Origin of the sequence: Nostoc sp. C110 (assembly GCF_043099725.1) — a bacterium.
Classification (GTDB): Bacteria; Cyanobacteriota; Cyanobacteriia; order Cyanobacteriales; family Nostocaceae; genus Nostoc; species Nostoc muscorum_A.
In genome coordinates, this window is sequence record NZ_CP171148.1 from 2,511,254 (window position 1) to 2,522,939 (window position 11,686).

The window sequence follows — 11,686 nt, forward strand, 5'->3', positions numbered from 1 at the left end:
CCGTAATCCCTAGATATTTGCAGGGCTTACAGAGGACAAATTAATCCACATTTTTTCCTCAATACAAGAACTGCTTCACCTGGAAAGCCAAAGGATGAAATACTGGATCAGGAAATTAGCAATCTTTATAGTATTACTGTATAACTTGTTCATCTGTAGTGATTATGCAGGAGCAAATCAACTTTCAAATATTGATGCACAGCAAGTAAATGGACTCCCAGTAGTTGAAAACTTAGCAAATACTGACAACGATCTTGCTAAGAATAGAAAGGAAAATTTTTGCCGATTTAATGAGGTTGCCAAAGGGATAAATAAAGTAGAAGGACTCTTCACACTTTATTGCACTGATAATTCGGGAAAAATTTACTTAGAAATTAAACCAGAACAGTTAAATAAAAACTACCTAGCTATAGTTACATTAGAATCCGGCGTTGGGGAAAGTGGAATTTATAGTGGATTACCTCTTTCTGATTTTATCTTTTACTTCCAACGAGTAAACAATAGATTGCACTTTGTGGTGCGTAATGTGAAATTTCATGCAGAAAGTAGACCAGAACAGCGATCGCTTGCTCGTTCATTTAGCGACTCTGTTCTTTATTCACTCGAAATAGCCAATATCGATCCACAGAATGAAAATATTCTGATCAACCTGAATGAACTGCTAATGCAGGATTTACCTGGATTAACTACCATTTTGAAATACTCTTTGCAGGCTGATTACCACTTGGATGCACACAAGTCATATTTTGCTGATGTTAACAGCTTCTCAGAAAATATAGAGATTGATTCTATTTACGGTTTTTCATCATTAGAAGGAGCAAATTTAGTTACCGTACCTGATAGTAGGGCACTCACTCTCAAGGTACACTACAGTTTTTCTCAACTTAGAGAAAACAATGATTATATTCCCCGACTTGCTGATGATAGAGTGGGATATTTTATTACTGCTTTTCAAGATTTATCTAATAAGAATCCTCATGAATCATTTGTACGTTACATCAATCGTTGGCATCTAGAGCCATCCGATCCGAATGCTCCCTTATCTCCACCTAAAAAGCCAATTGTGTATTGGATTGAAAATGCTGTGCCACTAGAGTACCGCGATGCGATTCGTGAAGGTGTTTTGATGTGGAACAAAGCATTTGAAAAAGCTGGATTTCAAAATGCTATTGAAGTACAGCAAATGCCAGATGATGCTGATTGGCAACCCGCAGATGTACATTACAATACTATTCGCTGGTTCAACTCTTTGGATGCAGGTTTTGCTAGAGGGCCAATGCGCGTCAACCCATTCACTGGGGAAATATTGGATGCAGACATTATGGTAGATGCCAATATGGTGCTATCAATTCAGCAAGAATATCACGCATTGATGGAAGTAAATCCATCTTTAGCGGGCAAAAATCTATGTCAAGCCCTTTGGGGAAGCCAAAAGCCAGGAGTTAATAATTCTCTTCTACCGGACTCTGAGTTTTGCTATGGTATGGAGTCTTCAAATCAAGCCGCGATGGGGAAGCTGGCGTTGTCAATTTTGCCAAATACTACAGCCAGTAGTGAAACGATGAAGGAGTATGTGCATCAATATTTGCGTTCTCTCATTGCTCACGAAGTCGGGCATACTCTCGGTTTGCGCCACAACTTTCATGGCAGCACAATGTTAGCACCTGAAGAATTAAATAATACTGAAATCACTCACACTAAAGGCTTAGTGGGTTCGGTAATGGACTATCTACCGGTGAATATAGCACCGCAGGGAGTACAGCAAGGTGACTATTTTCCAGGAGTTGTTGGGCCTTATGACGAATGGGCAATTGAGTATGGTTATAAAACAAGCCCATCAGCAGCGCTTGAGGGGATAATTCCAGAATCAGAAAAAAGTTTTTTAGAGCAGATTGCACTAGCGTCGCCTCAACCAGAATTGTCTTATGCAACTGATGAGGATATCTGGGACATTAATCCTTTGGCGAATGTCTGGGATATGAGTAGTGATGTGCTACTTTATTCGCAGTGGCAAATGGATAATGCCCGCGTTATGTGGCAGCGCCTGGATAAGGGTTATCTATCAAAAGGAGAAAGCTATAGTAACCTGCGCGTCTCATTCAATAGAGTGCTTAAATATTATTTTCGGAACGCCACCTTGCTTTCCAAATATATTGGTGGACAATCGTTTCTGCGTCTCCATGCTAGTGATAATGCTTCTTGGACATTTGTACCTGTTTCACTTTTAAAACAACGTCAGGCATTGACAAAATTGCAAGAGTATGTTTTTTCTGAGAATGCTTTCAGTTTTTCACCACAATTGCTCAATAAACTAGCACCATCACGCTGGGAACATTGGGGTAGTTCTGTACCTAACAACCGCCTTGATTATCCAATTCACGAAAATATTTTGAAGTTTCAAAGTGCGGTGCTGCGATCGCTACTAGACAGCGATCGCCTCAATCGTTTACAAGATATAGAATTAAAAACTCTGCCTGGGGAAGCACTTTCTATCCCGGAACTGTTCGATACCCTACAAACAGGCATCTGGGCAGAAGTTTTAACCCCAGGAGAACCAAAGCCAATTTCTAGCATCCGTCGTTCACTGCAACGGGAATATCTGAATATTTTGCTAGAGATGATGTTGGGTACTACCGATACACCTGAAGATGGCCGGACATTGGCTTGGTATGAATTGCGCCAACTGCAAAAAGCTATTGATGTCAGACTCAAACAACTGAGTGAAAGCCTTGATATTTACACCCTAGCCCATTTAGAAGCTTCTGGCGATCGCATAACCAAAGCATTAAATGCACATTTACTCTCTAAGTAGTCATTTGTCATTTGTCATTTGTCATTTGTCATTTGTTATTTGTCTCCCTCATCCCCCTCGTCTTCCCCAGTCCCCAGTCCCAATCCCCAGTCCCCAGTTACCGAAGATATCGTTGCAATAAACCAATGACAACTTCTGGTATTTCTAAATGAGGTAATATTCCTGCATCTGCGATCGCATAAAAATCTTGAATTGCCCTTTGATTTAAATTGGCCAAACGTTGTCCTAGTTTGATATTGGTAAATTGTGCCTTCTCTCCCCAAAACATCACAGTGGGAATTGTCAGTTGCTGAATATATAAACTCAGATCAAAGTAAAGATCGCCTCGTAAAAATGCCAAGGCGGAAAATTTGGCATTAGGTTGTTGTGCAGAGGTTAAATAAGCATCCACTATTTCTTGAGATACTCGTTCTGACTTAGCAAACAGAAAACTTTGTAAAAAATTTCGGACTGCAATTTCATTTTCAGCACCAAGCATATAAATAAAATTGTCCAACAGAGGCGTATTGATTACCGAAAGCGGAAGTCTGCGTCCAGCACCCTGCCCAAAATCATCAAATCCAGATGGGGAAACCAAAAACAGTGCTTTGAATAAATTGGGTTGAACAATAGCTAGACGGATAACAAAAGCGGCTGTCAGAGAAGAGGCTACCACCGTCACTGGCTGACGACAAGTTTCGATGATAAACTCTGCGATCGTACTGAGATAATCCCTAATTTTATAATCCCGGACTGGATGAGCCGATTCTCCCCAGCCGATTAGATCAGGAGCTAAAATGTGGTAATTAGAGGCAAAAGCCGGGTAAACTTTAGACCATTCATACGCAGATGCCCCACCACCAAAGTTATGGAGAAACAGTAGTGGAGGTAAATCTTCAGTATCAGCGAACGCCCAAGGTGTATTCGTTTGGGTATAGTAAACCATTGCCCCCAAGGATGTATGGATAAGTTTATGTCCAAAGCCAGGAGGTTGAAACTGAAGCATAAAATTAAAAAGTATAGTTTAATGGCACTTTACCCGAAGGCAAAATTAAGAGGTATAAATTTAAGCTTACCGATAAATATCAGAGTAAGTAAAATTTTTCTGTCCTAAGCTATTTAATATTTAATTTCTATACAGTCAAACTAATTCATAATTCATTTTTACTTTTGATTACTATCTCCTGTGATCTGAACAAGTTGATGGAGGTTATCGCCACTAATATGATAAGCTGCCCCAAAACCAACTACAAAACGCCCTTCACTAGGAATTAGCTGAAAAATCCGAAAGTCAGACAAGCCGCGCAAAACCTCGATAATTTCACCAAATCGCCCTTGAAATTGCTCAACAATTTGATTCCACTTGTCAGTTTCACGCTCTATCAAAGTTGCCGTACAATCAAAACTCAAACGACGACGGGCAAAAATTAGATTACTCTTGGCTTCATCCTCGATAAATAAGACACTTACATGAGGATTGGTATAGATATTTTTGGTATGACTTGAAAGACCACTGACATAAATATAGATGTTTTTGGAATTATCCATTACAAAGGGAGCATAACTAGCATTTGGTATTGCTTGGGCGTTCACGGTGCTAATAATTACACTCTCGAATTCTTCAGTAAACTTTTCATACTCAGCTTGAATCTTTTCAAGTTGACTCATAAGTAATTACCGTTAATTAGTAACAATTAATTATTGTAACGTTATTGAGCGATGTCTACGATGGGCTACTGTCCGGAGTTTGAGTGAATCCCCATTCCTTAGATGTTTAATAAGTAGGATTGCAATGCTGCTCGGTTAAAGGGAAAAGTGTAAGGGGAAAAGGAGTGGAAGACTTGATATATAAGGTTTTTCCCTTTTAACCCAAAACCCGACAAGTATTGAGTAGGAGTGCTATATTGCCAACACTGTTAACGCAGACCAAATAGGCGGTAATGTTTAAAATAAGTATGCTTAAGAACGCTCAACGATAAAAAGGCTTGATTTGACATGATTTTCCGTGATAACCTACGTTAATCTCTTAAAAATACGGTTCATCAATAGCTTTATAGTAGTTTTAATAGCATACTGTATTTTTAATTTGAGTTAGCATAAGTAATTCTAAAACTGTCTTAAGAAAAACTCATGGTCATTACACAAAGGCGTAAACTTGGACGTTCAGAACTAGAAGTATCACCAATATCTTTTGGTGGCAACGTATTTGGCTGGACTATTGATGAAAATAGTTCATTTGAGATTTTAGATAGTTTCATAGAGGCTGGAGGTAATTTTATTGACACAGCTGATGTCTATTCCAAGTGGGTTCCAGGAAATCAAGGTGGAGAGTCTGAGACAATTTTAGGAAAATGGCTCAAGCAGCGCGGTCATCGTGACCAAGTGGTGATTGCAACTAAGGTTGGCAACGATATGGGTGTTAGAGGCCAAGGGCTTTCTCGTAAACACATTCAACAAGCTGTTGAAGACTCGTTGCAGAGGTTACAAACCGATTATATCGATCTATATCAATCGCATATCGACGATGAAAACACTCCACTTGAAGAAACCCTTGAAACCTACGCAGAATTGATTCGTCAGGGAAAAGTACGTGCAATTGGTGCTTCAAACTATAGTGCAGAGCGTTTGGCACTGGCATTAGAAATTAGCCGTCAGCATGGCTATCCTCGCTACGAAAGCCTTCAGCCCCGTTATAACTTGTATGACCGAGATGGTTATGAACAGGATTTACAACAAATTTCCCAAGAACAGGAAATTGGCGTGATTAACTATTCCTCTCTGTGCAGTGGTTTTCTCTCTGGTAAATATCGCTCAGAAAAAGATTTATCTATTAGTCTCCGTGGTAATTCTGTAAAAAGATATTTAAACCCTCGTGGCTTGCGAATTCTAGAGGCAATTGATCGGGTGGCAACGACTTATAATTCTACTCCCACCCAAGTTTCTCTGGCGTGGCTCATTGCTAATCCCAGCATTACTGCTCCTATTGTTAGTGCAACAAAGGTTGAGCAACTCAACGATATCATCAAAGCTGTCAATATAAAGCTCGACCAAGATGCTATTGACCTTCTTAATCAAGCCAGTGCCTCAAACGCCTAGTACGGCTACCCGAAAGTCAACACTCAACAGTTATTCCCCCAACTAAGAGCTTTCTTCTTTGAAAAAGGGCGTGTCGCATTTAGTACATTGTTTGGTGCAGCCTTTTGTGGATATTAGTCATAAGAGCGATCGCTGGGCAAATCCTTCAAAAAGAAAAAAATTATACGAAAACTTTCCGTACAATAAATAGTTATGTCTGTCGTTTGATTTTATCCAATGACGTGGTTTGAAACATTGACCGGTTTTCCTGAAGAGTCCCCACAACTGGTTTGGCAGAATATCACTGTTGACGGTAAGGTATTGAAATCTCGTGTGAATGGGAAAGTAATGGTTTGCGGTCAGTTGGAAACACCGTCTTTAGCCGAACTCAGAGAACGTGTCCATTCGAGTGGATATGAGGTTGGAAAAATATCGGTACGTGAAATAGTTGCCAACGTCCAGTATTTGCACATCAATGAATCGAATGCTGATTCGCTTTTTCAAGTAGCTTCCCAGTTTAATCTGCTTGAAATGGTATCTCCAAATGTAACGCCTGAGAGTGGTGTAGGGATTTATGAGAATGATCCTACCCAGGGGCCAGCGTGTGCGATCGCGGCTGGTGCAGGAACGATTTATCGAAACTACTTTGCAACCGTAAATGGGCAAACCGGACAATCAACAACAAACCAAATCGATTGTCTTGCAGATATAGGAGTAGCATTGGGAAATTCCAAAAGCCGTCTTTGGGAAATGAGAAACGGTTATGCTTTAGCATCACATAACGGTTTGGTCGAGATTTCAAATCGACTTCGAGCAGCAAGCGAGAGTGAACTTGATGGATTGCGAGAGTTATTACGAATCGGCATTCAATGGAGTACGCAAGTAACGCTCAATGATTGCAAGCATACGATATCACAAGCCTATTGCTCTGCCTTGCCAGTTAACTACTCTCGTCATTCCTCAAATCTTTGGACGGAATTTGCACGCCTTGTTTTAGAGGCATCCTATGAGGCAACTATTTGTACTGCAATCTTGAATTCAATCAGAAATGGAAACAACAGATTGTTTCTTACGCTTCTCGGTGGTGGAGCATTTGGCAACGAAACCGATTGGATTATTGGAGGAATCCAACGTGCCTTGAACCTTTACAAGGATGCTGATCTTGATGTAGCGATCGTCAGCTATGGCTCGTCCAAGCAATATGTCCAACAACTTGTCAACCAATACTAATATAAGTAATACATAACTAGCAACTGTAATATAACAAGCCAGTGTAAGCGATGGGAACCTGGCTCAAATAATTAGAATATTTATACAACCGGAGCTTGTGCTTAAAATAGCGACAATATCAGCAGCTACCTACTAAAACAGCTAATTTAGAGTTTGAGCTAGATGATTCGCCTTTTTTCAGGCAATTTCTGCGACTTCGCGCCAGATTTACCACCAACACGCCACTCATAACTCCAATAGCCGACATCAGCAGGTCTTTCGGCAATTGCGTATGTCGTCAATGGATGCGGTATTACTTGAGATTACCTTGAAACTGTAGGCATCCTTACCTTGTATCAACCCTAGGCAAAGTGCTTTGGCATGACTACACAAGCTAGATAAAAAGGGTATAACATAAGACCAGCCCTTTCAAAGTGAGTAGAAATTATCGAAAGTCAATTCCTCTCTAAACCTCTTTTGTATATCTTCTCTATTTTAGAAGATCTGATGCCTGCTCTCAGACTTTCTGCTGTGCCTCTGCGGTTAAATAAATAACTTATAAGCCACTTTTGACACAGACAATGTTCCGAGAAAAAGATTTTACGAGTTACGTTGAAAAGGTTAACTTTATCATTTTTTCCTATTTAATACTTGTGCTGGAGATTTGCCGATGAAAACTATATCTAGTCTCGATGCAGTAACTAAACATTTAGAACAGCATGAAAACTCGAAACGGATTAAAAAATTAATATACTCTGCTTGTAAAAATATTTGGGAGAATGATGAAGAGACGCTAGATAGGTTTAAATTACAAGAATTAATTCAAGAATTATTTAGATTGAATCCTACTACCAACAACTTAAATTATAGTTTATCTGAAGTTGTAAAAACTCTTAACAAACAAGCTGAATACGCCATAATCGCCAATGTTATTTTTCATCAAATGCAGAAGCTATATATAACGCCTGAAGAACCAACAGGAATATTTTTAAATAAACCTCATCAAGAAGAATCAACAGGAATATTTTTAAATCAACCTCGAAACGAGGAACCAATATCATTAAATTCTATAGATAAATCTCCAAACAGTCGAATCAAATATCAATATAATCAGTTTGATTTACGACAAAATATTATGAAATATACTAACCCACTTAGGGCTAAAATAGTTCTATTTTCCGCACTTGACAAAAAATTTACTTTCAATGAAGAAGACTGGTTGAAACTCAAGACTCAAAAACTTGATGATTTATTGCTGAAATTATTTAATATCTGTCCAACTCTTAGAGAGCTTGAATCTAAATTAAATAGTGCTGTTATATCTCTAGGGAAGCCGGATGAAAATATTCAAGCAGCTAGTGCAATTATCCAATCTATGCGAGCTTTATATGGCGATATATCACCCAGTGCCAATGGATATAACCCGTTTAACAACGATTCATCTCCAGAAACGAAAACACCAGTTAATCCTTATCAGAAAACTGGACTCAATGATGATGGTAATACCTGTCAATTTCTAGCACCTCCTCCCAAAGAATAATGGTAATTTTTGATTATTGTTAATCCGAGAAAAATTTAAATATTTGTGGTAGTTGATAGGAAAAAATATGGATGCCAATGAACTTCTAAAGCGCTATGAGAATGGAGAAACAAAATTTATTGAGGCCAACTTAAATGGAATAAATTTGTTTGGTGCAGACTTGATTGGCATAGCTTTGAATAAAGCAGATTTGGGTAATGCTATCCTAATTTTTAGCTATCTAAGTCGGGGAATTCTGAATCACGCAAACCTAGTTTGTACAAAGCTAAGTGGTGCGAACCTAAATCAGGCAAGTTTAATCAGCGCCAACTTGCATGATGCTAATTTACATGGTGCAACTTTGCAGGGTGCTGATTTGCGTAATGCAAATTTAACTTTGGCATATATGCTAGATACTAACTTGATGAATGCCGATTTACGTGGCGCAGATTTGAGTGGTGCAAATTTAACTGGTGCGTGCCTGCGTGGGGCTAACCTGCGAGAAGAAAAGAGAATGTACTCTGCTAGTTTACGGGGTGCTAATCTTCATAAGGCTGACCTACGGGGCGCTGATTTAACTGGTGTAGACTTATCTAAAGTTGATTTGAGTGGTGCTAACTTGAGTGAGGCAACGCTACGTTATGCCGATTTGAGTGATGCCAATTTAAGTGAAGCGATTTTGCATAATGCATCTCTGGCAGATACTAACATCGGTGGTGCTAATTTGAAAGGTGCTAACCTGATGAACGCTAGATTAGAACGTTCAAATCTCATTGATGCCGAACTTACAGGTGTTAATTTGTATGGTGCAATTATGGCAGATGCTAAACTGACTAGATGTCAGATGAGTGGAGTAAACCTGAGTTTTGCAAGGCTAAATAGAGTTGATTTAAGTCGGGCTAACCTGCGTCAGGCTAACCTCACGGAAACAGACTTAGTTGATGCCTATCTTGCTAGAACAGACTTGACTGGTGCTAATTTAAGTAAGGCAAATTTGATCAGAGCAGAAATGAGTAGTACAAATCTGACGGGTGCAAATTTGCGTGGTGCAGTCATGCCTGATGGAACAATTAATGACTAAAAATATACATGGGAAATACCCACTGTTTTGTCTCGAACAAGTCTGCCTAAGTTAGGATTTACACATAAAGATTCTCTGGCAAAATTGGCTGTAAAGTTTACTATTAACGCTGCCAATCATATATTAATCGTCCATGACGATCGCGCACAAGTTCCCATCCTCCATGACGATATGGTTGTCCGTGATAATTTACAGAGCGATAGCGTCGTCTATAATAATGTCGTCGATTCCTCTGGCGTTGATAATAATATTTTCCAGTTCGTTGCCGTCTATGATAACGTCGTCGAGTCCGTCGGTGAGCTAACAAAAGCTCTTCACTTTGCTCTCCAACTAATTTTGTCTGTGCGTCAAGAGCCTGTTCATTGAGAACATTATTGAGAGTGTTATCCTTGGCTTCAGCCAAACCAGGTGGATAAATAAAAGCTAATAGCAAGAACACAATTGAGGATAGCTTTTTGAAACGGTTCACGTCTTTGCTTTTCCTAAACTATTGGTAATGATTTTATTTAATACTTAAATTGAGTAACCATATAGTTCATACTTCACAAACTTGAAGAGAGCAAAAGTAATAAAAGTACTTGTATTAAATATGAAGATAGTTAACTACAACAGGCAACCAGATGATGTACATCTGTTATGGGGCAAATGCACACAAAATCGTTCAATTTCACAACTTTGTTAGGTTAGATATTATTGAAATAGCAATTATGAATTATGAATTATGAATTGAGGTAAAGCTATCTGTTTCGATAAGGGATAAAAATGATAGGGGCTGACTCATATTAGCAGCAAAGCCCAAAATTCCTGGATCTCGATGTTCGTAAAGTAACTGACCTTGGGTATCAAACAGAAAAGTTCCACCACGCTGAGTTAAGTAGGCAGAATTAGGTACATAAGTATGCCAATTGCTCAGAACTTCCACCATATTCCGTAGCCGTAGAGTAGCTAATTCAAAGGGACGTTGAAACCCAATTCCACCAGCTAATTGGAAAAACGAGCCTTGAAACGCAGGTAGAGGAGTACCTTGAATAATTTCATCATCTTCAATGAGTTGAGGGGCTTGACGATCGCCCCTGTATCCCCGAAAAACTTCTCTTAGGGTTCCAGGACTTCCAAACCCTGCACACATGAACAGTAGATTTAGCCAAGCTTTCTGAGTAGGGGAAATTCCAGGGACAGGGAGATTCAGACCTGAATAAAGTTTGAGTTGTTGATGTAGTTCTGCATTAGGTTCAACAAATAAATTTTCGGCTGGAAATCCTGTATATTCGCAGAATTTTGTTCCAGAAGTGCGATCGCCAATTCCGACTGCACGAATAGCGAGTTTTTCGGGAGGCAATTTTTTAGCTTCGCGCTGTAACCACCACGCATATTCAAGACTATCAAAATCCCCAAGTTGTGGCCAGACTAAAATAAGAATATGTGAGGCAGTTCCGCAATTTTCTAGTAGAGGTCGGGTTATGCCATCACTAACACGCTGAAGTTTGGTCTGATTAAGGATAGCGTAGGGATTCATTACAAAGTATTAACTGCTATTTAGCTCAATTTTAGTCGATTTTAACTCAATACAGTTCAGATAAGACCAAAACACTTGTAGAGACGGCGATTTATCGCGTCTCAAAAACCCAAAATTTCGGAATTGGGTTTGGGAAAAAGGTTAAAGGTTTTTTCTTTCTCCTTTTCCCCAAAACCCGACAAGTATTGCCGTTACCCTGAATTTCTCACAAGTGAGAAATCCAAGGAGTGTGGGAGGTGTGGGAGGATGGGGAAGAAGTCTTACCCCCAAAAGTAACTGATTCACCCTGCATTTATGCAACACCCTTGGCTGATACCCAAGTAGGTTGTCTAAAGAGCGATCGCACTCACTGCCTTGACAATAGAAGAAGCGTCAATATTTGCTGCAAAAGGCACAAAGCAAAAATTAACTCGTTGTATGAAAGCGATCGCAGTTGCCACCGGATTTTGCTGCGAGAAAAAGTTGCCTTTCCTAAACGCGATAGATAGTTTTGAG

The 11,686-nt window shown here is 39.5% G+C and carries 11 protein-coding genes; 6 read left to right on the plus strand and 5 right to left on the minus strand.

Annotation, left to right across the window (positions count from 1 at the left end):
• Positions 1-94 precede the first annotated feature (94 nt).
• Entirely contained in the window at positions 95-2,812 is a 2,718-nt protein-coding gene (locus ACFFRD_RS16325) for a zinc-dependent metalloprotease (RefSeq protein WP_392482359.1), read from the plus strand.
• Between the two features lie 97 nt (positions 2,813-2,909).
• Here ACFFRD_RS16325 and ACFFRD_RS16330 read toward each other — a convergent pair whose 3' ends face one another.
• Together ACFFRD_RS16330 and ACFFRD_RS16335 are read right to left on the minus strand one after the other, a co-directional pair.
• A complete protein-coding gene (locus tag ACFFRD_RS16330) occupies positions 2,910-3,797 on the minus strand; it encodes an alpha/beta fold hydrolase (protein ID WP_392482360.1) in 888 nt (295 codons plus the stop codon).
• 158 nt (positions 3,798-3,955) lie between these two features.
• Positions 3,956-4,459, minus strand: coding sequence for a HugZ family protein (locus ACFFRD_RS16335; protein ID WP_392482361.1), 504 nt, complete (start codon positions 4,457-4,459; stop codon positions 3,956-3,958).
• A gap of 462 nt (positions 4,460-4,921) precedes the next feature.
• On the opposite strand from ACFFRD_RS16335, the gene ACFFRD_RS16340 reads away from it, so the two are divergent.
• Positions 4,922-5,887: an aldo/keto reductase gene (locus tag ACFFRD_RS16340; protein ID WP_392482362.1), complete on the plus strand. Its 966-nt coding sequence runs from the start codon at positions 4,922-4,924 to the stop codon at positions 5,885-5,887.
• A 216-nt stretch (positions 5,888-6,103) separates the two neighbouring features.
• Positions 6,104-7,096, plus strand: a complete 993-nt coding sequence (locus ACFFRD_RS16345) for a hypothetical protein (protein ID WP_392482363.1) — start codon at positions 6,104-6,106, stop codon at positions 7,094-7,096.
• A gap of 158 nt (positions 7,097-7,254) precedes the next feature.
• Here the strand turns inward: ACFFRD_RS16345 and ACFFRD_RS16350 are convergent, their stop codons facing one another.
• Positions 7,255-7,377, minus strand: a complete 123-nt coding sequence (locus ACFFRD_RS16350) for a hypothetical protein (protein WP_392482364.1) — start codon at positions 7,375-7,377, stop codon at positions 7,255-7,257.
• Positions 7,378-7,745: 368 nt separating this feature from the next.
• Between ACFFRD_RS16350 and ACFFRD_RS16355 the strand changes: the two genes are divergently transcribed.
• Together ACFFRD_RS16355 and ACFFRD_RS16360 are read left to right on the plus strand one after the other, a co-directional pair.
• Positions 7,746-8,615: a hypothetical protein gene (locus tag ACFFRD_RS16355; RefSeq protein ID WP_392482365.1), complete on the plus strand. Its 870-nt coding sequence runs from the start codon at positions 7,746-7,748 to the stop codon at positions 8,613-8,615.
• Positions 8,616-8,682: 67 nt separating this feature from the next.
• A complete protein-coding gene (locus ACFFRD_RS16360) occupies positions 8,683-9,675 on the plus strand; it encodes a pentapeptide repeat-containing protein (RefSeq protein WP_114085823.1) in 993 nt (330 codons plus the stop codon).
• Between the two features lie 103 nt (positions 9,676-9,778).
• Here ACFFRD_RS16360 and ACFFRD_RS16365 read toward each other — a convergent pair whose 3' ends face one another.
• A complete protein-coding gene (locus ACFFRD_RS16365) occupies positions 9,779-10,144 on the minus strand; it encodes a hypothetical protein (RefSeq protein WP_392482366.1) in 366 nt (121 codons plus the stop codon).
• A gap of 243 nt (positions 10,145-10,387) precedes the next feature.
• The gene (locus ACFFRD_RS16370; RefSeq protein WP_392482367.1) at positions 10,388-11,191 is read right to left on the minus strand and encodes a peroxiredoxin-like family protein; all 804 of its coding nucleotides are present in this window, start codon (positions 11,189-11,191) and stop codon (positions 10,388-10,390) included.
• A gap of 236 nt (positions 11,192-11,427) precedes the next feature.
• Here ACFFRD_RS16370 and ACFFRD_RS16375 point away from each other — a divergent pair, with 236 nt between their 5' ends.
• The gene (locus ACFFRD_RS16375; RefSeq protein ID WP_392482368.1) at positions 11,428-11,679 is read left to right on the plus strand and encodes a hypothetical protein; all 252 of its coding nucleotides are present in this window, start codon (positions 11,428-11,430) and stop codon (positions 11,677-11,679) included.
• Positions 11,680-11,686 lie beyond the last annotated feature (7 nt).

Coding starts and splice junctions, on each gene's coding strand:
- ACFFRD_RS16325 (WP_392482359.1), top strand. CDS start 95: ATGAAATACTGGATCAGGAAATTAGCAATCTTTATAGTATTACTGTAT.
- ACFFRD_RS16330 (WP_392482360.1), bottom strand. CDS start 3,797: ATGCTTCAGTTTCAACCTCCTGGCTTTGGACATAAACTTATCCATACA.
- ACFFRD_RS16335 (WP_392482361.1), bottom strand. CDS start 4,459: ATGAGTCAACTTGAAAAGATTCAAGCTGAGTATGAAAAGTTTACTGAA.
- ACFFRD_RS16340 (WP_392482362.1), top strand. CDS start 4,922: ATGGTCATTACACAAAGGCGTAAACTTGGACGTTCAGAACTAGAAGTA.
- ACFFRD_RS16345 (WP_392482363.1), top strand. CDS start 6,104: ATGACGTGGTTTGAAACATTGACCGGTTTTCCTGAAGAGTCCCCACAA.
- ACFFRD_RS16355 (WP_392482365.1), top strand. CDS start 7,746: ATGAAAACTATATCTAGTCTCGATGCAGTAACTAAACATTTAGAACAG.
- ACFFRD_RS16360 (WP_114085823.1), top strand. CDS start 8,683: ATGGATGCCAATGAACTTCTAAAGCGCTATGAGAATGGAGAAACAAAA.
- ACFFRD_RS16370 (WP_392482367.1), bottom strand. CDS start 11,191: ATGAATCCCTACGCTATCCTTAATCAGACCAAACTTCAGCGTGTTAGT.